Origin of the sequence: Chitinophaga sp. Cy-1792 (genome assembly GCF_011752935.1) — a bacterium.
In the GTDB taxonomy this organism is placed as follows: domain Bacteria; phylum Bacteroidota; class Bacteroidia; order Chitinophagales; family Chitinophagaceae; genus Chitinophaga.
In genome coordinates this window covers 2,155,346-2,177,725 of the sequence record NZ_VWWO01000001.1, presented here as the reverse complement: position 1 = coordinate 2,177,725, position 22,380 = coordinate 2,155,346, and the positions used below count along the sequence as shown (strand labels likewise).

The window sequence follows — 22,380 nt, the reverse complement described above, 5'->3', positions numbered from 1 at the left end:
ATGAAAAATTGTGCGATATATATCCTGAAATTGTCATAAATTTTATACATCAATTTTTATATTGATGTTCAGTCACTTGGAGGTTTACCCATCCAATTATTCTAAGGTAGTAGAAAAATGTTCCATATCAACACTTTGTTTTGATCACATGAAAAACAAATAAATGTGCGAAACAAAAATCTCCCCAAACCCTTACCCATTCTATTGTTTAACAATCCCCACACTCTTTTTCCACACCTGTTGAAAACTATTACTTCCATGCTAACTAACACCGCTTACATTTGTAATCCTGAGCGTATGGATTTCAGCACCTGAGGCATTAGAAAAATGTAGCGGATTGATTTAGGAGTTTTTTGCGGATGCGAACCCCCAAAAGGAAAATCAGAAACCTTCGACAGTACCCATAAAATATTGATTTATGAACAACGAGAATGAAATTCTTTTAAAAGAGAACAAGGACCGTTTTGTGTTATTGCCAATTAACTATCCTAAAATATGGGAACAGTATAAGAAGCACGAAGCGAGTTTCTGGACAGCCGAAGAAATTGATCTGGGAAGCGATTTGAAAGACTGGGCAAACTTAAATGATGGCGAGCGTCATTTTATTTCTCACGTACTTGCATTTTTTGCTGCCAGCGATGGTATCGTAAACGAAAACCTCGCCGTTAACTTCATGAGTGAAGTTCAGATCCCTGAAGCACGCTGCTTCTACGGTTTCCAGATCATGATGGAAAACATCCACTCTGAAACATATGCCCTGCTGATCGATACTTATGTTAAAGATCCGGTAGAAAAAGATCGTTTATTCCATGCTATCGATACCGTTCCTGCTGTAAGAAAAAAAGCAGATTGGGCATTACGCTGGATCGAAAATGGTTCTTTCGCTGAAAGACTGGTAGCTTTCGCCGCTGTAGAAGGTATCTTCTTCTCCGGTAGCTTCTGCTCTATCTTCTGGCTGAAAAAACGTGGCCTCATGCCAGGACTGACCTTCTCTAACGAGCTGATCAGTCGCGATGAAGGCTTACACTGCGAATTCGCCTGTCTCCTGTATTCCATGCTGGAAAACAAACTGAGCGAAGAACAGGTGCATGCCATCATCAGCAATGCAGTAGAAATCGAAAAGGAATTCATCACGGACGCACTCCCAGTAGACCTGATCGGAATGAACTCCCGCCTGATGCAACAATATATTGAATTCGTAGCCGACAGATGGCTCTCTGAACTGGGATATAACAAAATATTCAACGCCAGCAACCCATTTGATTTCATGGAAATGATTTCCCTCCAGGGTAAAACCAATTTCTTTGAAAAACGTGTAGGCGACTACCAGAAAGCGGGCGTACTCGGTGGTACTAAAGAATCACAGACCTTTAGCCTGGAAGAAGATTTCTAATTTTTGTTTTCCTAACCTCCTAAATTCATTTACCCATGTTCGTAATTAAAAGAGATGGCAGAAAAGAAGCAGTGAAATTTGATAAAATCACTGCACGTATCGAAAAGCTTTGCTACGGCTTCAATACGGAATATGTAGACGCGATAGATGTAGCTAAGAAAGTGATTCAGGGATTATATGATGGCGTAACAACAACCGAACTGGATAACCTCGCTGCCGAAACAGCAGCTTCACTGACAACAAAACACCCGGACTATGCACTGCTCGCTTCACGCATCGCAGTTAGCAACCTCCATAAGAATACTGAGAAATCGTTTTCCAAAACAATGAAGATCCTCTACAACTACGTGGATCCTAAAACCGGAAAACCAGCTCCGCTCTTATCCGATGAAGTATATGAAATCGTAGAGAAAAACGCAGAGCTGCTGGATTCAACTATCATCTACGACCGCGACTTCGCATTCGATTACTTCGGCTTTAAAACGCTGGAGCGCTCTTACCTGCTGAAAACCGACGGCCGTATCCAGGAACGCCCGCAACACATGTTCATGCGTGTATCTGTAGGTATCCACAAAGAAGATATCGAATCCGCTATCAAAACATATAACCTGATGAGCGAACGTTGGTTTACACACGCTACACCAACCCTCTTCAACTCAGGTACACCTAAAGCACAGATGTCTTCCTGCTTCCTCCTCGCTATGCAGGACGACAGCATCGAAGGTATCTATGATACACTGAAACAAACTGCGAAAATTTCCCAAAGCGCCGGCGGTATCGGATTAAGCATCCACAACATCCGTGCTACGGGCTCCTATATCAGCGGCACCAACGGTACCAGCAACGGTATCATCCCAATGCTGCGCGTATTCAACGATACCGCACGCTATGTAGATCAGGGTGGTGGTAAACGTAAAGGCGCTTTCGCCATCTACCTCGAACCATGGCATGCCGACGTTTTTGAATTCCTGGACCTGCGTAAAAACCACGGTAAGGAAGAACTCCGCGCACGTGACCTGTTCTATGCCCTCTGGGTACCAGACCTGTTCATGAAACGCGTAGAGCAAAACGGCGAATGGTCCCTGTTCTGCCCGCACGAAGCACCAGGCATGCACGAATGCTGGGGTGAAGAATTCGAAGCACTTTACGAAAAATACGAGAAAGAAGGCCGCGCACGTAAAACCGTTAAAGCGCAGGACCTCTGGTTTGCCATCCTCGATGCACAAATCGAAACCGGTAACCCTTACATCCTGTACAAAGACGCCGCCAACCGCAAATCCAACCAGCAAAACCTGGGTACCATCAAAAGCTCCAACCTGTGTACCGAAATCATCGAGTATACAGATGCTAATGAAGTAGCGGTTTGTAACCTGGCTTCCCTTGCACTGCCACGTTTCGTAAACGAAGGTCAGTTCGATCACCAGCGCTTATTCGATGTAACCTACCAGGCTACACTCAACCTAAACAAGATCATCGATGAAAACTACTACCCTGTAGAAGAAGCACGCAACAGCAACACCCGCCACCGTCCTATCGGACTCGGCGTACAAGGACTTGCTGACGCATTTATCCTCATGCGCTATCCTTTCGAAAGCGACGAGGCTAAAAAACTGAACAGCGAAATATTTGAAACCATCTACTTCGCTGCCATGACCGCTTCTAACGACCTGGCTAAAAAAGATGGCGCCTACAGTACCTTCGCCGGCTCACCTGCCAGCAAAGGCATCTTCCAGTTCGATATGTGGAACGTAACACCTTCTGCACGCTGGAACTGGGACGCACTGAAAGCTTCCGTTGTTGAAAACGGTATCCGCAACTCCCTCCTGCTGGCACCAATGCCAACAGCATCCACTTCTCAGATCCTCGGTAACAACGAGTGCTTTGAACCATATACCTCCAACATCTACACCCGTCGTGTACTGAGTGGTGAGTTCGTAGTGGTAAACAAACACCTGCTGAAAGATCTGGTGGAACTGGGCCTCTGGGATAACGATATGAAAAATAAAATCATTGCCTCCAATGGTTCTATTCAAAATATCAATGAAATCCCTGCGAATATCAAAGAACTCTACAAAACAGTTTGGGAAATCAAACAACGTAATATCATTGATATGGCGGCAGACCGCGGCGCGTTCATCTGCCAGTCCCAATCACTGAACCTGTTCGTAGATACACCAACCACCGGTAAACTCACCTCTATGCACTTCCACGCATGGAAAAAAGGCCTGAAAACCGGTATGTACTACCTGCGCACACAAGCCGCTGCACAAGCCGTACAGTTTACCGTTGAAAAACAAGGTGGACAACAAGTACAGCCTGTTGTTGCAAAAGGCGCAGATATCTCCATCGACGACATCCCGGTAGGTGCTGTTTGTACAATGGAAGAAGGTTGCGTTACCTGCTCCGCTTAATTACAAGAGGGTTTATAAAAGTAAGTACAGAAAGGGCGTCTCTACTGATGTAGAGACGCCTTTTCACTTTTTTACATGACTATTTATTATCTTCACTTTGTAACAGACCCTATACAAAATGAAGTGGAAATACCTCCTCCATTCTTTACTACTACTCACCATCTATCTATGCGAGCCAGCTTTATCGTTTAGCCAGGTAGCCACCCCTATCATACTGAAGCAATCAAAGCGAACCAGCGCCGAAAAACAAAGCCATATCATACGCAAATACGAAGCAACCGTTCATTATGATTATGAATCCCTTATTCTCAGACAAGACGGTACCTATAAAAGATGCATAACAGATTGCACAACCGACCTTTACAGCGAAGGTAACTGGACAATAAAACATCACATACTTACACTAAACAGCAAATTCCAAAACGATAACTTACCGGTCATACTGACAGACACCACTACAGGAGAATATATTCACGACATACCAGTAGCAATCATACAAACCCTGCAGGGGCAAGACAAAACACCCGAAGTACTACTTAACGACTCTGTACGGTGTATCCCCGGTGGCGGAGCCTATTATAGCGAGGCCCCACGCAAAATCGTCCTGGTAAAGGTCATCTATCAATATGGGGTATCTTCTCCAACAATTCCCATTCCTGAAAATACCACGAAAATCGCCCTGAAAGTTTTAACAGAAGCCCGATTAGATAACTATGTAATTATGCAGCATGTCCAATACCGTATGAAAGGACAGCGACTAATTCCAATAAAAACCAATCAGTAAAGGCTAAGGCATCACCAGAAAATCCGTCCAGGTATTGTTCTCAATAGTTATTATTTACTTCCTATTTCCTGTAAGCCCTTTATAAACGTCGGCAATTGTGTATCCATATGATCCAGGCCTGAATAGACCGCCGTTTTACAGGCAAGATGAGGCACTGACTGCAGATTCTTTTTCAAGGCTGCTAATACATCCGCTACCGGTAACAGCGTTGTATCATCCGCGTTCCCTGCATCTTCCAGTCCGCCATAGGTAACATACAAGCTACCAGCAAAACTGGTATCCAGTATTTTAGATTTAAGTTGCACCGGCAGATAATAATGGTTGTAATGAAGTGAGGGACTGGCCGCAATAAAATCATCAAACAACTGCTTTCCACCAGCCAATTGCTGCTGCAATGCAAACATTGCAAAATATCCTCCCAGCGAATGTCCAACCAGTACACGCCTGGAGTTACTATAGCGAAGCTGGCTGTTAACAGCAGGTATCAGTTCATTACCCAGAAACCGTAAAAACTGATCTGCGCCACCACTTACCGCCATCTCATATGCCGGTATCGCTACAGGATAAGTATAATCCCGGTTACGCAGTGAATCCATGGTCTGGAAATCCTTATACCCCACTCCTACCAGTATCACCGGCGGAATCAACCCCACCTCACTGTACTGCTTCATTATGGTGGCATATATCTTAAAATGAAGATTTGCATCCAATACATACACCACCGGATAGCGATGTATACTATCCGCATTATAATCATCCGGAAAAGCCATAGTAACCGTAAAACTATCTTTTACAAATCCGGAATACACACTGAAAGAAGTATCATTTATGTGCCTGTTGCTACTCTTTTTGCTAAAAGATCCGGTACAGCCGGCTATTAGCAATACAGCTACAGCAAAGAATAATCGTATATGCATGTCCGTACGATCTGGTTTCTTTTAAGATACACGAACAAATGCAAACAAAAGGTTAATTCGCCATCCAAACTATTACAAGGCGGAAAATCAATTATTTAACAGAAACAAGACAACAATACAAAGGGCACACCTGCAGTACAGATGCGCCCTTTGTGTTAATATAGGGTATCAGGATAGTATAAAATCAATAATAAATATACTCAGCATCTACAATCTTCCCACCACCTAGTAACGTATAGTAAGAGGTTGCCTGAGCAGTGCTATTCGTTACACGCAATACATCCATTACGCCGGAATTATCCGGGCTGGAAGGATTGTATACGCCCACAAAAATACCCAGCAGCGCAGGTTCCAGCAATGTTTTGTAATTGGTAATAGTCGTATTTTTCAATACCAAAGCCCATGGCGGCAAGGAGTAACATCTCCGGGATTTCAACATGGAAATTTTCATACCGGCTGCATACGCTTTAAACAGTATCAACTCATGTGTATCCATATTGTAACGGTACACCTTATTATCCACGGCATAGAAAAGATAGCCGTAATTCTCATCCACTGCAAACAGCTGTGCATCTTTTAAACCTGTCAGGTCAACTTCTTCCAGCGATAATGGTGTAATTTTATTGGAGCTATTCCAGGTGAATCTGGCCAGATAAAACTTCCCTCCCGCATCTTTCAGCATGGAAATCCCTTGTCCGTTGGCGGCTGGCGTATAGCCAATCCAGAGTGGCTGCATGGCCATATTGTTCGGATCGAAGCCGGTACCATTGTCAGGGGCCGCAATTACTGCACAGGTAGAAGCTCCCTCTCCATTATACCGGAGGAAACGCTTATTGGTGAGGTCCCACAATAAGCCCATGCCTGTAATAACATTGCTGTATTGCGTTGCAAAAAATGGAGCCGCGTCAAAACGTAATCCATTCACAATATTCACAGGCACACCAAAAGGCTGAACACCTAAAGAACTGTTGGCAAAGAAATTCTTATCCTGGTAAGCATATGCCTGTCCGCCATACTGGGGGATAATCCATTCCGGCTTATCCGGATACCTGCCTGTGGAGGTATTCACTTTAAAATTATACTTGGTTGCTTTCCATATGAAACCGTCGGAAATATTGATCATTTCGGTATGATCATCTGTACTTAACAGTATCCAGTTCTTGGAGGCAGATTCTGACGCGGTGAAACGTGTGCCGTAAATACCCAGACTACGTGGCTTTCCAGGTAATGTAAATGGTGTTAATGTCGTTGGATCCGCAAGCCGGCTGGTAAAGTTCTGATAAACAACCGGGTATACTCCTGGCTTATTCACATCTTCCTCCCAAAAGTCTAAGCGTGCATTGTTACTTACTTCAGAGAATATCAGCCAGCCTTTGCTTTTTATGGCACCCTGCACGTATATACGAAAAGCCTTCTGCCAGGTAATCCCGGTAGATTTTTCCTTTATCTGGAAGAACGCAGGATAATTACCCAAACTGAATGGTATGGTACCATGCAGATTTTTTTCCGTAGACATAATTTTCGTGGGACTGCCCTGGTTATCTCCCCCAACTATCGCCCATTTAAAGGTATAGTTGGAATCATCCGGCGACTGTAAAAACGATATACCAGGCTTGATGTGAACAGAGTCCCCGTTTTGCACATAGATCGTATCCGGAATATTACTGATCGCTGCCGCATTGATCGGGTGATAATCATAGTTGCCCTTATCTTTATAACAACCCGTTACCAAACAGGCAGCCAAAAGTATGGCAGATATTATAATGCAATTAATCTTCATCTTGTAATAATTGTAAAATCAACAAATATTATTTACCGTACTTACCCATTTCTATAAGTGCACCGAATTCGTCGTAATACACGTTACCATTGGATTTTTCCACTGCCAGCCAATAGCTGAAATACTTGCTCCAGTTACCGAAATTCGAAAAAGAAAATCCACCTGCAGGCATGATGGTAAAATCAGCAATATTCAGATTCATAGCTTGTACCATGAGCTGCACTTTCACGGCACTATAGGCCCCGAAATAATTAAGCGCATTGCTGGCGTAAGTCGGATTTGTCCAGAGATAAGGCTTTGATGGGATATCGTTTACCACCATCGAATATCTCAGCAAGCTGATAGAATCCCTGTAAGCGGTCGCTGATGTTCTTTTATAAGGCATTTCTACCTGCAGCTCCTGCGTTGCTGCCAGCGAAAATGTCAGTACCAGGTTACTATCTTTCATCGCAGGCGTACGATGCACTTTGATGCTCAGCGTATCGGTATAGCGATTAGCACGAATCAACGGTTCATTCAAAAATTCGTAATCTTTCCCTCCCTTCATCGTACTGGCAGGATCTATCGCAATTTTGTAATGACGATCAGTTGCCATCGCATTGCCGGTAACAGCTACGACTAAACGAATAACTGTATCCGTTTGCTTTGCCGGCACAAAACCCAGTCCATAGAACTCAAATCCCGTAGTATCCAGTATCATAGTACCAACAGCCATATCAAAAGGCTTTTTCAGGTATACATTACTACCTGCATTTTCCTGGTTAAACAATTCCAGGTTTTTCTGTTTGCAAGATGCCAGCATGAGTAATACGCCAACAATCAGCAGACTAAATTTCTTCATATTGAAATATTTTTTTGGCAGTTTATCGATTAGCAACCTCTGAATCCGGGTAAGGGAATACATATTTCCCGATGGCTATTTTAGTGATCATACCTGACCCATTCGGTGAAGGCAGGTCTGTCATCATTTTACGTTTATAGTAATACCACAACTGACCTTCTCCGTAGAATTCCTTCCTGTATTCCTTTGTAATTTCAGCTGCCAGCAATGCAGGATTGGTGATGGTTTTCGTTATACCCCTGGCGGCGATGACCGTGTTGAGATAACCCAGTCCTTCCACAGGATCTGTCGCGGTTTCTGCTGCGATATAATACATCTCACTCATACGCATCAATGGCACCATATAGTACCACTTCGCTGTCTTATCCACCAAATCGGCATACTTCACCAAAACTTTGTAGGTCACGGCACCATTGCTTTGCACCCACTGGTAGCTAAAGCGGTAATCTTCCAGGTTAGATTCATATACCTGGTTCAGAAAATTATCCGGGCCGGCAGCCAGGATTCCTGTATTTCCCAGATTTTCAGAGAACAAACCGGTAGCAGTACTATAAATTGATTTGGTATACAAACCAAACAATACTTCTGTACTAAATAAACGGTCTGGTTTATCTGGTGTGGCTGTGATAGCACTTCTTAATACCCATGGGAACTTATTGGAAAAACCAATCACTTCCTTCGCCTGTGTATAGGCCGCCGCCTTATCACCGCGGTACAGCAGCGCCCGCGCTCTCAGCGCTTTTGCAGCTACCAGGTTAAAACGAAAATTGTTATAGCTGGTATACCCGGTAATTGTTACCGGATCTGTTGCCAGGTAATATACAGCACTGTCCAGGTCTTGCATGATTTGATTCATTACCTGATTGGCAGGAACATACTCAGATATATCTACCCCTACTTTGGTATATACCGGGATAGCGGATTTCAGGGAATCTGCTGTACCATAAACAGGTCCCCACATCCGCAACAGATCGAGGTAGAGATAAGCCCTCAATCCAAAGGCCTCTCCTTTCATCAGGCTAACATGATCTGCATTAAAAGAAGCAGGTGCTTTCCGCGCGTTCGCCAGGAAATTATTCAGATTAGCAATAGCGACATAGGCATTTTCCCAAATACCCTGTAATGTAGATGCTACGCCTACATCTGTTACATTCAAGGCCGTATACTGGTACCATTTTGAAGTGGTATTTGTAGCCCAGTAGTTCTGTGCGAAACAATCCAGCACAGATAATGTAAGGTTCTGACCATATAATGTTTTAGCTGTCATTTGTGTGTATATGCCTGTCAGGGCGTCACTCATCCCGCTTTCAGAGGCAAATGCAGCAGTTTCCGTAATCCTGTCTTCCGGTTTTATATCCAGCCATTTCTTACAGGATACCAGCGAAAGGCAAGCTATAAGCATCCAGATATTTCTTTTATATAAATACTTTATCATCTTCATAAATATTAAAGGAAGTTAGCAGAAAGCGTAAAGGAGAAGGTCCGGGCAAATGGGTAATCTATACCTCTTTCACGCTTTACGGTGGAAATACGGAATAACTCATTGGTACGTGCTGTAAGTCCTATATTGGAAAGACTCAGTTTTTTCAGCCACTGCATATCTCTTAAAGTATATCCGATGCTCGCTGATTCCAGTGAAAAAGTGTTTTCTTCCTGTACAAATCTGGAAGTGATATAGCTCTTATCCAACAATGAAATACCTTTGAACTGGGTTTCATCACCCGGTTTCTTCCATCTTTCGTATAGGGCACGTTTGTCGAGGTTATTCTGAGACATGATAGAATACGTAATATTCTCTACCTTATTAAAGAGGGCGGTATTCATGATATCCTGGCCTGCAATGTAGCGGAAGCTCATCTGCAGCTGCAGGTTCCTGATATTCAACACCGATCCGAGAACGCCCTGAATATCGGGCCTGCTATTGCCTACTTTCACTACATCGGCATAATTATAATCGAATGTCTGCTTACCGTCTTTGGTGAGCATAATTTCACGACCGGTAGCAGGATCTATACCCAGCGAGCGTACCGCCCAGATATCATCCGGTGCATACCCGTCTTTATAGCGTACAAGACTGTTTGACTGGCGTAGTTTATCGTTGATGGTATAGAGATATTTATCCAACTCGCTATAGGTAGATGTATAGTGACTACCGGTGGCCGATAACAACCATACAATTCCATCTTTGCGATTGCTGATTACCTCATAGGATACCCTGAACTCCTGCCCTTTTACCGTGAGTTTACCCGCATTAAACGGATAGTTGGACAAACCTGTGGAAGAAGGCAGCGAAACAGCTATCACCAGTGGATTTGTCACTTTTGTGTAGATGTCCACCGTTGCTTTCAACCGGTTATTAAGAATAGCCAGATCCAGACCGGCGCCCCTTGTATAGCTGTTCTGCCATTTCAGATCGGCATTACCCAACGTAAGCATCGACAATCCAAAGGCATCCAGGTAGTTGGTTTTACCATACTGGTAGGTAGTGAGGGAACTAAAGGAGCTGAAATTCTGGTTACCGGTAACACCGAAATTTCCTCTCAGGCTCAATTGGTTGATGTAGGTAGTGTTCAGGAATTTTTCTTTAGCAAGGTTCCAGCGTGCTCCCAGCGCATAGAACGGGGAATACTGATTGGCAGACCCGAAAGCAGTGGAGCCATCGTAAGATACTGTCGCATCTACACTGTACCTGTTGTCGTACGAATAGGAACCCGTTGCCAGCAGCTTATTACGGCGGGCTACATTGCTGCTGAGTGCAGGCTGACTGCCTTCTGCATAGTTAAACGCAAATCGCGGGTTACCATCACTGGAGGCGGGGAAGCCGGTAAGGTTGTACCCACTGAGCCTGTTTCTGTTTTCAGAAATATCCGTACGTGCATTCAGGTTAATCATATGTTTTCCCAGCAGCCGGTAATAGGTAAGCATCAGGTAGGAGTTATAGCTAAAACCGGTAATAAGGCTGTTGGAGTATGTTCCTCGTTTATCAATATCTGTTTTAACAAAAGAGAGATCTCTGGGTGATACAAAAACCTCACCCAATGAGTTAGAACCAGCTAATTGCAAAGCTCCCTGAAGGCGGAAAGCGTTTGAAATATCGTAGTTGATCAGCAGGTTGGTAGCAAGATTATAACTCTTGCTTTTGTTATAGTTATTGAGTCCGACTACATACAATGGATTTTTTACTAACAGATTATTGGTGTTGGTAGAGTCTTTTCCCCTGGTAAGGTCAAGGTATGGCTCAGACATTGGCTTTTTCTCATAATAGGGGTTTGTATTTACCCAGTCGGCAAAGTCGCCATAGGGCGATTCCTGTGATCTGGCGCCATTCACCAGGGTCACATTGCTGATATTTACTTTACCGGCACGATAGCTGAGGTTTAGCCGGCCACTCCATTCCTGTCTGCCGGAGCCTTTCATTACCCCTTGCAGGTTTCTGTAGCTACCGCCGGCGTCGAATGTGAGGGCACCGGTGCCACCACCTGCATACAGGCTATGGCGCTGTGTTACGCCCGTGCGAACAGGATCGCTGAGCCAATAGGAATTCACGCCCCTGGTAACATCCTGCAGTCTGCGGGAATACATGGAATCATAATAGGAGAATTGTTCTTTTGCGTAATCCCATTTGCCAGTAGCCTGGTATCTGCCTGCCAGCACCTCATATTGCAGCTTTTCCGCAGCGGTCATCATATTGTAACTGGTCAGGTCGGGAGCATCTACGGAAAGATCTTCCACATAGTTTACTAAGATTTTCCCTGGTGCAGCTTTTATTGTTTCAATCACCACTACGCCGTTAGCCGCGCGGGAACCATACATGGCAGTAGAAGCTGCATCTTTCAGGATAGTGATGCTGGCTACACGGTTCATGTCCAGGTCCATCACCTGCCGGAGGCTGGATTCGAAGCCATCCACCATAAACAGTGGCTGATTGGGATCACCGGAAAACTGATCACGCAAGGCATTATTGGTGATGGCAGATTGGCCGCGTAACTCGATGGTAGGTAATACATTGGGGTTGCTTCCTGCCAGGTTATTCTCCATCACCAGGAAGGAAGGGTCCAGTGTGCGGAGCGCCTGCACTACGTTGCCATTGGTAATAGTTTTCAGCTGCTGACCGGAATAAACAGCAGTAGCGCCGGAAAAAGAATTTTTGTTGCGTGTAACCATTCCCGTTACCACTACCTGGCTAAGGCTCTGGTCTGTTGTTTTCATGATGATACGCAGAAACTTCTTGCTGCTGGCTTCCAGCGTTTGCGCCTGGTATCCCAGGGAACTGATTTTTATAATAGCCGGATCTTTCTGAGAACGCAGGTCGAATGTACCATCCTGCCGGGTGGCAGTGCCTTTCGAAGCCCCATCCAGCGACACACTTGCTCCCGGGATGGGTTCTCCTTTTTCATCGGTGACAAGCCCCCTGAAGTAAACATCCTGCTGCGGCAGTTCTGCAGGTGCGGACAAATCTGCCTGTTCATCCTTTTTTCGGATAACCACGGTTGTTTTAGTAATGCTGTAGGTAAATGGCTGGTTTTTAAAACAGTTGTCCAGCACCTCTTTTACAGGGGCATTGCGGAATTGTACATCTACCTTTCTGGCGGCGGCCATCCACTCATCCCTATAAACGAAAGTATAGCCTGTCTGGGCTTTGATTTCATTGAACACGGTTTCGAGTTTTGCTCCTTTAGCCTGGATAGTAACACGCTGGGCCAGGCTGGAAGCACTAATATGCATGGCTATGCATAATAAAAAGAAAGTTGTCAGCTTCATTATTCGCCAAATTTGTCTGGTACGATGGGCTCGCATCCCGCATTGGCTATGCATGGACACGGCTTTGCCTTTTACAATTAATTGCATAGATTTGAATGTGGTTGGTTAGAAATAACAATCTCGCCGATTGATTAAAAAACCAGGCCATCGGCCGAAAATGCTGCAAACATTTTCGGCTTTTTTATTGCCTGGAAATACGTTCAATGTGTGGGACTAAAGCTGGTGGATTCCCTTCTCTGTCAGCGTTTCCTGCTGGTTGATAACTTATTGATCATTTTTTCTTCTTTAGATTTCTGCAATGGTTGATAAAAAATTAATGGTTGGTTGATGATTGCTACTATTATTTAACTATTACTGTCTGCTCACTGTATTCTGTATCTATTCCGCTCATTTCCAATATCTCCAGCACTTCTTTAAGACTTAAGCTCATGGGGATATCTCCCGACAGATGTGCTTCTTTTCTATCATTTTTCATACGTACGTCTACGTTATACCACCTTGCAATCTGGCGCATAATTTCGGGTACGCTGGCGTTCTGCATAACGATAAATCCATCTTTCCAACCGGTGGCACTATGTATATCTACCTGCTTTACCTGGATATCTCCTCCGGACAGGACTGCCTGCATGGAAGGCTTCAATACTTCCTGCGCAGCAGGCGTGACAACCTTTACCGCACCCGTTACCAGGGTTACTTTTCGCACAGGTTCATCTGCATAAGCCATAATATTAAAAGCTGTTCCCAGTACTTCTATTCTTTCGTTGCCGCACTGCACAATAAATGGATGAGCAGCATCGGCGGTGGGTTCAAAGTATGCTTCCCCTTCCAGTTTTACCACCCGCTCTTTTTCATTAAATGCTACCGGGTACCGTAACGAAGAGGCAGCGTTCAGCCATACCTTGCTCCCATCGGGCAGCAGGAGTTTAAACCTGCCGCCTCTGGGTGTCTGCAGTAAATTTTGTCCTTTACCGTTATTACCAGAATTATATTGCAGCTCACCGGCTGTCTGGCGGATTAGCTGCGATCCCTGCCGGATGGTTTTAGCGCTGCTGTCCAGTGTTACCACGGCGCCATCCGCCATTATCAGTGTAGCCTTATCGCTACCGGGTTTCACATCTGCCAGTGATACAGTATGCTTACCATGATGCAGCAGCAACAGACTTCCTGCCACAAAGGATATTGCAACCGCAGCAGCGACCCAGCGGATAGAGTACCTGCGCGCAGGCATTGGCACAACAGGCGTTTCACGGAGAATATCCGGCAGTAATGCCGCCAGCTGCTCCCTCACCTGCGTATCTACAGCTTCAGGTACAGGCATGCTTTCCAGACAGGACTGTACCATCCTGGCCGCTTCGGGGTCCATCTCTCCCGACCCCAGCCATTCAATTAACAGAGGAAGCTCTTCTGGTTTACATGCGCCGTTTAGCAGCCTGTTAAACAGGTCATTTTTGTTTTCTGGTTGATTCATCCTCTTATAATGACATTTGAAAAAAGAAAAAGAGGGGGAGGAAACAGCAATTTTTTTTACAATCTGCCTAAGTGTATCAAAATCAATAGTATCAATACCTGTTCCGGATTATTATCGAAATAGCTACGTACCTTTTTGTTGGCTTCTTTCAGGTATTCTTTTACGGTATACACGGATATCCCCAATTGTTCCGCTGCTTCCCTGTTGGTAAAACCATCGATCCGGCACAGGCGGTATACTCTGGCCTGCTGCGGTGTTAACTTATCTAAAGCTGCTTCCAGCATGGCACTGCTTTCCTGGTAATGTAAGGCCTCTTCTATATGTGAATAATGCGCAGTAGCGTATAGGCGAAACTGTTGTAGCTTCTCTTTATCGAGTTGTAGTTTCTTGAAGAAATTAAATATCCTGTTCTGACCTGCCTTTACCAGGTAACCAGCGAAATTGGAAATATCAGCACTCTCTTTTCTATTTTTCCAGATCAGGGAGAAGATTTCCTGGACGATCTCCTGTGCTGCTTCCGGATCTTTTGCCATGCTAAGAATAGCAGTATACAGGCCAGGACTATAATACAGGTATAGTTGTGTAAACGCCGATTCATCTCCCGCCCGCAATGCGTGCAGCAATTCCGCTTCGTTTGCCAGAGGATGAACCATCATAAACCACCTGAAGATTTTGGATATAATAATTTGATGCGTAGCACAAAGCTACAAATTGTTGAATGGGATCAAAGGCTTTCTATAAGATTTTGGCGGGGCAGCCGTTCAGGCCTTCTCATATAGAGAGCAGCACAACCTGTCAGCTGCGCTGCTATATATCTGTTATTTAATCTTCTTCATATCCCCATTGCTCCAGTAACGCGTTATATTCGGCTTCCGGTAAACCTGGCTGATTATAGTGTCCTGCCAGCATTTTCTGACGCATGGCTTCATAAATTGTTACGGCACAGGCTACAGAGATATTCAGTGATTTTATCATGCCCATCTGCGGGATAATAAAATTACCATCTGAAACAGCAATTAATTCCTCACTGACGCCCTTCTGCTCATTCCCGAATACCAGGGCGATAGACGCTGTAAAATCAATATCATATAAACTCACCGCATCCTGCGCCAGGTGAGTCGTTAATATTTTATCATATTTGCTGCGCACGGCAGCCACACAATCCTGAATATTATCAAACTGATGGACCGTCACCCATTTGTTGGCGCCACTGCTACTCCTGAAACCCCAGCGCTTATGACGCGGTAATTTCGTTTTTATTACAAAAATCTCCTGTATTCCAACAGAATCACATGTCCGCATTACCGCAGAAATATTATGCGGATCCTCCACATCATCCAATATCACGGTCAGATTTCCCTGACGTTTGTTCAATGCCGATAATACCCTTTCCCTTCTTTCTGGTGTCATATAAAAAAAATATTTTATTCTATGGCCCTTAAAATTACGAAATAAGGTAATTTCACCGCACAATCTTAAAATACTTAAACCTATGCTCAAGAAGATACTGAAAATTGTGGGCATCACATTCATTGTCTTGATACTGGCTGCTATTGCAATTCCTTACTTTTTCAAGGACAAAATCATGGCTACGGTGAAAACGGAGCTCAATAAGCAATTGAACGCCCGTGTCGACTTCAAGGATGTTGATATCAGCCTTATCCGTCATTTCCCCCGCCTGGCTGTTGGCCTGGAAGACCTTAAAGTAATTGGTAAAGGCCAGTTCGAACAGGATACCCTCCTCGCAGTTCAGAAAATTGATGTAGCACTGAACCTCATGAGTGTCATCAAAGGCGATAAAATGGATATCTATAACATCGCGCTCGTACAGCCACGTATACACGCTATTGTTGATAAAGACGGCCACGCCAACTGGGACATCACCAAACCAGACACCGCTGCTGCTACGCCTGCTGACACCTCCAAAAGCAAGTTTGCGCTTAGCCTGAAGAAATACAGCATTGAAAATGCTTTTGTCAGCTACGACGACCGCCAGGGCGGCATGTATATGGAAGTTGATGGCCTCAACCACAACGGCACCGGGGATTTCACCCAGGACCAGTTCACCCTCAGCACCCATACCGATGCAGATGGCGTTACCTTTAAATATGGCCCCATTCCTTATTTAAGCCATGTTGTCACCAAACTGGATGCTGATATTCAAATCGATAATAACACCAGCACCTATACGCTGAAAAATGCCAAAGCCAGTCTGAATAACCTCGGCATCGACTTCGCCGGATTATTTAAACTGGTAAACGACAGCACCTATGGCATGGACTTTACCTTTAAAAGCCCTTCTACCGAGTTTAAAGACCTGCTGTCGCTGGTACCGGCCATCTATGCTACCGACTTCAATAAGATCAAAACAAGCGGTAAAGCTGCTTTTGATGGTTTTGTAAAAGGTAATTATTCTCCTGTGCAGATGCCTGCATTTGGGCTGAACCTGGGCGTAACAGACGGCTTCTTCCAATATCCCGATCTCCCTAAACCAGTGAAAAATATTCAACTGGCCGTGAAGATCACCAACCCTGACGGCGTTCCTGACCATACTGTGGTAGACATGTCCAGAGGCCACCTGGAAATGGATAATACACCGTTAGATTTACGCGTATTGGTGAAAACACCTATATCCGATATGTATGTAGATGCAGCTGCCAAAGGTAAACTGGACCTGGCCCAGATTCCTCAATATGTGAAACTGGAGTCCGGCACCGCCCTGCAAGGCTTACTGGATGCAGATATCAGCGCCAAAGGAAATATGAGCGCCATCGAAAAACAGCAGTACGATAAGTTCTATGCTGCCGGTAACCTGGCCCTCAGCAACATGCTGTATAAAAGTAAAGACTACCCTGATGGCGTAAAAGTGAATAATCTCGCTTTACAGTTCAATCCTAAAAATGTAACTGTTAAAGACCTGAACGCCGAATACCTGGGCTCTCACTTCCAGGCAAACGGAGAGGTCAATAACCTCCTCGCCTATACGCTGAAGAATGAAGCACTGGATGGTACCTTCAACCTGAAAGCCGACCAGATCAACCTGGACAAATGGATGGCCACCAGCAGCACCACTGCGGCTGCTCCGGCTGCCGAAGCGAAGAAAGATTCAGCAGCTGCCGGCGCGGCACCATTCCCGGTACCGGCCAACCTGAACGTAGCACTCCACGCAATTGTCGATAAAGTTCATTACGACAAAATCGATATGAACAACGTTACCGGCGCCCTCCTCGTGAAAGATGAAACCGTTACCATGCAACAGCTCAAAGCCGACGCATTGCAGGGTACCATGGCCATCAACGGTAGCTACAGCACCAAAGCGAGCAAAACCAACCCGGATATCAATCTCTCCTATGATGTAGAACGCGTAGATATTCAGCAGACCTTCAACGCATTCAATACCGTAAGAAGCCTGATGCCTATCGGTAAGTTCCTTAGCGGTAAAATCACTTCCCAGCTGACTATGCACGGTAAGCTTGGAAAAGATATGATGCCGGAACTCAACAGTCTTACCGGTGATGGTAACCTCCTGCTGATCGAAGGCGTACTGAAACAGTTTGCGCCGGTAGACCAGCTGGCCAGCAACCTGAATATCAGCCAGCTGAAAGATATTTCACTGCGCGACATCAAAAACTACTTCGCATTCGAAAACGGCCGCGTGAAAGTAAATCCTTTCAAAGTAGTTGTGAACGGCGTTCGTATGGACATTGCCGGTAGTCATGGTTTTGATCAGTCGCTGGACTACAGTCTGCAACTGGCTTTGCCACGCAGCCTCATGGGCAGCGCCGGTAATCAGCTGGTAAACAACCTCGCGGCACAGGCACAGAACAAAGGTATTCCTGTTAATGTGGGCGACAGCGTTCACCTGTCTATTGCCATGGGTGGTAATATCATGAAACCATCACTGAAAACAGACCTGCGTGAAAGCACCAACAACCTGAAATCTCAGGCTACCGAACTGGTGAAAAACAAAGTAGATACCATTAAGAGCACTGTTCGCGATACAGTGAATCAGCTGAAAAACCAGGCAGTGGCTGCAGCCAAAAACGAACTGAAAAATCAGCTGCTGGGTCATAAAGACTCTACCGGAGCTACGCCTAACAATGGTGTACAAAATCTGGGAAAAACGGCGGGAGAATCTGCCAAAAACGTGATCAATGGCTTGTTTGGAAAGAAGAAACAGGCTGCTGCGGTGGATAGTACCAAAAATTAAAAATATATAATATAAACATTCAAAGGTGGTCGCTAAATGCGGCCACCTTTTTTATTGTCGTTTCGGTTCTTCTTCCACAATTTTTTCGTAACTTATAGTTACCCAAAAACTGACAGCGATGATAGTAAGATTTCTTCACAGTACTTATTGCAATGCTGCATTATTCGGAGGTTTGTTATTCCTGCTGATGGGATACCTTATCTTACATTTTCCACCTAAGAGCGTAAAAACCTGGTACGGCTACCGTACGTTCCTGTCTACACGAAACCAGGAAATGTGGGACGCTGCCAATAAAGATGCCGCCATGATTTCCCGGCGGGTAGGGTTTATCATATTATTAATTGGTATTTGTTGCGCGCTTATTTTTCCATCTCAGACGGACTGGTTCATGTATATCACGGTGGGAGCCGTTGTGGTAGGGGTTTTGTATATCACCGGCTATACGGAATGGATGCTGACCAACGAATTCGATGACGATGGCCGCCGTCGTATCCCACCAAAATTATAGGATTATGACATTTCTTATTTTTTATTGACTCAATTTTGCTGTCGAAGAACCGCTAAACGGAAATTATGACAGACAGCACAACACAATTGCGATCAATTAAGGATAAGAACATAGGAATAGCCACACTATTAGCCTTTGCCATGATTCCTATGTCGGGGTTTGCCACCGACATTTACATTCCCTCTCTGCCCGGTATGACGGCAGCCCTTGGTATCAGTAGCAGCCAGGCACAGCTTACACTCAGTCTTTTTCTCATCAGTTACGGGGTTTCACAATTATTTGTAGGCGGACTGCTGGACAGCTACGGACGTTACCGTATATCACTTGTATCAATGCTGATATTCTGCTGCTCCTGTATTATCATCGGCAGCACGCACAATATATATGTAATTTATGCCATGCGGGTAATACATGGTATCACGATAGCGGCCATGGTAGTGGCCAAACGCGCCTTTTTCGTGGACCTGTTCAGTGGAGAAAAGCTAAAGCACTATCTCAGCCTGTTTACTATCATCTGGTCTACCGGCCCTATAGTAGCACCTTTCATAGGTGGGTACCTGGAAGTGAATTTTGGTTGGGAATCCAACTTTTATTTTTTGGGATTGATAGCGGCTGTATTATTTGTACTGGAGATAATATTCAGTGGAGAAACGCTACTACATGCAACTCCGTTCCACCTGAGCAAGATAGTAAACATCTATTCCGACATGCTTAAAACGGGTAGTTTTGTTTTGGGCATTATCATGCTGGGATTGGGTTACAGCATGGTAATGACGTATAATATGTCCGGGCCGTTTATCATTGAACACCATTATGGTTTATCGCCGGTAGTAACGGGATATTGCAGTTTGCTGCTGGGATTCGCCTGGATGGTGGGTGGCTTTATAGGGAAAGGCACTATCAACAAGCCTTTCGCCAAAAAGATGAACATCAATGTAGCGTTGCAACTCTTATATGGCATTGCGTTACTGACCCTGTTGCATTTCTGGAGCCCGCTGGCCCTGATCCTTGTTTTTGCCTTCCTGATACATGTAGGCGCAGGATTTACCTACAATAATTACTTCACCTATTGCCTGGCCAAATTTCCTAAAAATGCAGGTATTGCCGGCGGATTAACAGGAGGATTATGTTATGTGATTGTATCTGTTTTAAGCTACGTACTCACGTATGCATTACCAGCCAAAGACGGGATCAATCTGTCTTACAGCTACCTGATACTGATTGCGTTTTCTATCCTGGTGATGTACCTGGTAAATGTATTGAATAAAAAACAGGCATCTTTATAAAGATACCTACATGGTAATGAAGGAAAAGAAGTTTACCTGATCATCGATCTTTTTCTCCAATCCGATGGTCTTGTATACTTCTTTTTCTCATTTCTTACTTCAGCAGGCATAATAGCACTTTTGAATTTATCCTCGTGATTTTCGAGGTGTACCACTGGTTTGATCATAGATTTCAGCTTCATTGATGTTCTATTTGGCGGGAAATACAACCTGACTTTTACTTTCGGGAATTTTTCCTTCAGCACCTTAATGGTGGAAAGCTGATCACTATCCGCAGTAACAATTACAACAACATCCACTGATTCATCTATACAATCCTGTAGTATATGCAAGGCTAGATTTATATCACTACATTTTTCTTCAAGGACTTTAAACACCTTTCCGCATAGGGCTTTGCAGTTAACAAATTTTTCCGAGTGATGCCCATTGATTACCTCAAATTTATCACCATTCAGAATTATATTCGCTCCAAATAAAGCATTTTGCTTTCCTCTGTTAGCCTTATGAACAGAAGGCGCTGTGAAATATTTCACCTTATTAAGTTCCTGTCCTTCATGCAAAAAAACAAAATGGGAAAATAGTTTGACGAAATCTATCCAATAATAATCTTTCCAAACAGGATTGGCCGCTGCATGCGATCTGAAGCCATAATAGAAGTTAAAACCATCCACATAAAATGTAACCTTCTTCATATTTCGTGAAATTCAAACAATGGAATTAAGTTAACAAACCGTCTGTAAGTAAAAAACGCTCCCAGTAGGAGCAGACCTATATTATGGAGACTATAGGGTCAATGTAACACTTCCAGTAGAAGCAGAACTATAGTGCTGAGACTATAGCGGGGATAATAAAAAAGCTCCCAGTAGGAGCAGACCTATAATACGAATACCATAGGGCCAATTTAACACTTCCAGTAGAAGCAGAACTATAGTACTGAGACTATAGCGGGGATAATTATATCGCTAAACTATATCTATTTTATATTCTCAACAAATTTTTTATAAAATTTTTATGCAGAAAAAAATTTGCATCAGAATACAATTAGTCAAGACGCCTAACTAAAACGTTTTATCAACACCATCTATTTAAAATAAAATTTCATAAAAATTAATCCCCAAACAACACAACTCATCCATTTCAGTCAAATTATAACTTCGCCCGAAAGATTTCAATTTTTCCTATTTTTACGCCAATCAGCCACAGAACCCCTGATTGACCTTAAACCTATGTTATCATTTTGGAGTGATTATTATTATCTTGTTATTCTGCTGAACATAGCCTGTATCGTTCATGCTATAAAATCAGGCAACCGCGAAGCCATCTATTTACTCATCTTTCTGCCCGGTATAGGTGCAGCCATTTATTTTTTTATGGAGATCATGCCCGACATCTCCAACGGTAATATCGGCCAGCAACTGCTCCGGCTCCTATCTCCAAACGGCCGTATTAACGAATGGGAAAAACGGGTGCGTTTATCCGACACCGTTACCAACAGGATGCAACTCGCCGAAGCCTATGCCGGTCAAAAGCACTATGATAAAGCTGTTGACCTTGCACAGTCCTGCGCTACCTCCTACCCTTCCGATCAGGGTATCCTGCTTCAACTCAGCCGTTTCCAGTTTATGAACCAGCAATATGCAGCCAGCATTGCCAGTTTCGATAAGCTGAATAAAATGCCGGGGGTAAGAATGAATAATGTGGCTGATGAACTGATGTACGCCCAGGCGCTGGAAGCCACTGCACAGGCAGACAAAGCCGAACAGGCCTATCAGCGGATCATCCAGGTACACCATTCGCTGGAAGCCATGTACCACTATGGCATTATGCTAAGAAAACAAGGACGCAATACCGAAGCAAAAGCACAGTTCGAAAGAACAAAAGCCGAATTCAGTATGCACCCACGATATATCAGGCGCACCATACGCATATGGGTATGGCTCTCCAGGAAAGAACTGGCAACACTGAAAGCATAAATAGCCACATAAACGAAAACGCCGTCTCTACCTGGTAGAGACGGCGTT

The 22,380-nt window shown here is 44.3% G+C and carries 16 protein-coding genes; 7 read left to right on the top strand and 9 right to left on the bottom strand.

All coding sequences use genetic code 11. From position 1 onward, the window contains the following. Window positions 1–418: 418 nt before the first annotated feature. The 3 genes from F3J22_RS08930 to F3J22_RS08920 all read left to right on the top strand — a co-directional run bounded on the left by F3J22_RS08930 (window position 419) and on the right by F3J22_RS08920 (window position 4,588). Window positions 419–1,393: a ribonucleoside-diphosphate reductase small subunit gene (locus F3J22_RS08930; RefSeq protein ID WP_167016289.1), complete on the top strand. Its 975-nt coding sequence runs from the start codon at window positions 419–421 to the stop codon at window positions 1,391–1,393. A gap of 35 nt (window positions 1,394–1,428) precedes the next feature. Continuing rightward, window positions 1,429–3,804 (top strand): ribonucleoside-diphosphate reductase subunit alpha, encoded by a 2,376-nt coding sequence (locus tag F3J22_RS08925; protein WP_167016287.1) that lies wholly within the window; start codon window positions 1,429–1,431, stop codon window positions 3,802–3,804. Between the two features lie 118 nt (window positions 3,805–3,922). Beyond that, window positions 3,923–4,588 carry a hypothetical protein gene (locus F3J22_RS08920; protein WP_167016285.1) on the top strand — a complete coding sequence of 222 codons (666 nt, stop codon included), beginning with the start codon at window positions 3,923–3,925 and terminating at the stop codon, window positions 4,586–4,588. A gap of 50 nt (window positions 4,589–4,638) precedes the next feature. On the opposite strand, the gene F3J22_RS08915 is transcribed toward F3J22_RS08920, so the two are convergent. The 8 genes from F3J22_RS08915 to F3J22_RS08880 form a co-directional block, all read right to left on the bottom strand. Next, complete coding sequence (locus F3J22_RS08915; protein ID WP_167016283.1) at window positions 4,639–5,505, bottom strand: alpha/beta hydrolase; 867 nt, start codon at window positions 5,503–5,505, stop codon at window positions 4,639–4,641. Window positions 5,506–5,689: 184 nt separating this feature from the next. Next, window positions 5,690–7,285: a PKD-like family lipoprotein gene (locus F3J22_RS08910; protein ID WP_167016281.1), complete on the bottom strand. Its 1,596-nt coding sequence runs from the start codon at window positions 7,283–7,285 to the stop codon at window positions 5,690–5,692. Between the two features lie 28 nt (window positions 7,286–7,313). Beyond that, window positions 7,314–8,126, bottom strand: coding sequence for a DUF4843 domain-containing protein (locus F3J22_RS08905; protein WP_167016279.1), 813 nt, complete (start codon window positions 8,124–8,126; stop codon window positions 7,314–7,316). A gap of 22 nt (window positions 8,127–8,148) precedes the next feature. Then, window positions 8,149–9,561: a RagB/SusD family nutrient uptake outer membrane protein gene (locus F3J22_RS08900; protein WP_167016277.1), complete on the bottom strand. Its 1,413-nt coding sequence runs from the start codon at window positions 9,559–9,561 to the stop codon at window positions 8,149–8,151. An 11-nt stretch (window positions 9,562–9,572) separates the two neighbouring features. Continuing rightward, on the bottom strand, window positions 9,573–12,887 hold the full coding sequence (locus F3J22_RS08895) for a SusC/RagA family TonB-linked outer membrane protein (protein ID WP_167016276.1): 3,315 nt from the start codon (window positions 12,885–12,887) through the stop codon (window positions 9,573–9,575). A 340-nt stretch (window positions 12,888–13,227) separates the two neighbouring features. Beyond that, complete coding sequence (locus tag F3J22_RS08890; RefSeq protein WP_167016274.1) at window positions 13,228–14,355, bottom strand: FecR family protein; 1,128 nt, start codon at window positions 14,353–14,355, stop codon at window positions 13,228–13,230. Between the two features lie 56 nt (window positions 14,356–14,411). Beyond that, on the bottom strand, window positions 14,412–15,011 hold the full coding sequence (locus tag F3J22_RS08885; RefSeq protein ID WP_167016272.1) for an RNA polymerase sigma factor: 600 nt from the start codon (window positions 15,009–15,011) through the stop codon (window positions 14,412–14,414). A 166-nt stretch (window positions 15,012–15,177) separates the two neighbouring features. Beyond that, complete coding sequence (locus F3J22_RS08880; protein ID WP_167016270.1) at window positions 15,178–15,765, bottom strand: RNA methyltransferase; 588 nt, start codon at window positions 15,763–15,765, stop codon at window positions 15,178–15,180. A gap of 82 nt (window positions 15,766–15,847) precedes the next feature. Between F3J22_RS08880 and F3J22_RS08875 the strand changes: the two genes are divergently transcribed. The 3 genes from F3J22_RS08875 (at window position 15,848) to F3J22_RS08865 (ending at window position 20,359) form a co-directional block, all read left to right on the top strand. Continuing rightward, window positions 15,848–18,565 (top strand): AsmA-like C-terminal region-containing protein, encoded by a 2,718-nt coding sequence (locus F3J22_RS08875; protein WP_167016268.1) that lies wholly within the window; start codon window positions 15,848–15,850, stop codon window positions 18,563–18,565. Window positions 18,566–18,683: 118 nt separating this feature from the next. Continuing rightward, entirely contained in the window at window positions 18,684–19,073 is a 390-nt protein-coding gene (locus tag F3J22_RS08870) for an SdpI family protein (protein ID WP_167016266.1), read from the top strand. A 65-nt stretch (window positions 19,074–19,138) separates the two neighbouring features. Next, entirely contained in the window at window positions 19,139–20,359 is a 1,221-nt protein-coding gene (locus F3J22_RS08865; RefSeq protein WP_167016264.1) for an MFS transporter, read from the top strand. Between the two features lie 32 nt (window positions 20,360–20,391). Here F3J22_RS08865 and F3J22_RS08860 read toward each other — a convergent pair whose 3' ends face one another. After that, window positions 20,392–21,051: an NYN domain-containing protein gene (locus F3J22_RS08860; protein ID WP_167016262.1), complete on the bottom strand. Its 660-nt coding sequence runs from the start codon at window positions 21,049–21,051 to the stop codon at window positions 20,392–20,394. A gap of 534 nt (window positions 21,052–21,585) precedes the next feature. Here F3J22_RS08860 and F3J22_RS08855 point away from each other — a divergent pair. Then, window positions 21,586–22,332: a tetratricopeptide repeat protein gene (locus F3J22_RS08855; RefSeq protein ID WP_167016260.1), complete on the top strand. Its 747-nt coding sequence runs from the start codon at window positions 21,586–21,588 to the stop codon at window positions 22,330–22,332. Window positions 22,333–22,380: the final 48 nt, after the last annotated feature.

Excerpts from the sequence above, each read along its gene's own strand:
- F3J22_RS08920 (WP_167016285.1), top strand. The coding sequence starts at position 3,923 with ATGAAGTGGAAATACCTCCTCCATTCTTTACTACTACTCACCATCTAT.
- F3J22_RS08870 (WP_167016266.1), top strand. The coding sequence starts at position 18,684 with ATGATAGTAAGATTTCTTCACAGTACTTATTGCAATGCTGCATTATTC.
- F3J22_RS08855 (WP_167016260.1), top strand. The coding sequence starts at position 21,586 with ATGTTATCATTTTGGAGTGATTATTATTATCTTGTTATTCTGCTGAAC.
- F3J22_RS08895 (WP_167016276.1), bottom strand. The coding sequence starts at position 12,887 with ATGAAGCTGACAACTTTCTTTTTATTATGCATAGCCATGCATATTAGT.
- F3J22_RS08865 (WP_167016264.1), top strand. The coding sequence starts at position 19,139 with ATGACAGACAGCACAACACAATTGCGATCAATTAAGGATAAGAACATA.
- F3J22_RS08900 (WP_167016277.1), bottom strand. The coding sequence starts at position 9,561 with ATGATAAAGTATTTATATAAAAGAAATATCTGGATGCTTATAGCTTGC.
- F3J22_RS08930 (WP_167016289.1), top strand. The coding sequence starts at position 419 with ATGAACAACGAGAATGAAATTCTTTTAAAAGAGAACAAGGACCGTTTT.
- F3J22_RS08890 (WP_167016274.1), bottom strand. The coding sequence starts at position 14,355 with ATGAATCAACCAGAAAACAAAAATGACCTGTTTAACAGGCTGCTAAAC.
- F3J22_RS08915 (WP_167016283.1), bottom strand. The coding sequence starts at position 5,505 with ATGCATATACGATTATTCTTTGCTGTAGCTGTATTGCTAATAGCCGGC.
- F3J22_RS08905 (WP_167016279.1), bottom strand. The coding sequence starts at position 8,126 with ATGAAGAAATTTAGTCTGCTGATTGTTGGCGTATTACTCATGCTGGCA.
- F3J22_RS08860 (WP_167016262.1), bottom strand. The coding sequence starts at position 21,051 with ATGAAGAAGGTTACATTTTATGTGGATGGTTTTAACTTCTATTATGGC.
- F3J22_RS08925 (WP_167016287.1), top strand. The coding sequence starts at position 1,429 with ATGTTCGTAATTAAAAGAGATGGCAGAAAAGAAGCAGTGAAATTTGAT.
- F3J22_RS08885 (WP_167016272.1), bottom strand. The coding sequence starts at position 15,011 with ATGATGGTTCATCCTCTGGCAAACGAAGCGGAATTGCTGCACGCATTG.
- F3J22_RS08875 (WP_167016268.1), top strand. The coding sequence starts at position 15,848 with ATGCTCAAGAAGATACTGAAAATTGTGGGCATCACATTCATTGTCTTG.
- F3J22_RS08880 (WP_167016270.1), bottom strand. The coding sequence starts at position 15,765 with ATGACACCAGAAAGAAGGGAAAGGGTATTATCGGCATTGAACAAACGT.
- F3J22_RS08910 (WP_167016281.1), bottom strand. The coding sequence starts at position 7,285 with ATGAAGATTAATTGCATTATAATATCTGCCATACTTTTGGCTGCCTGT.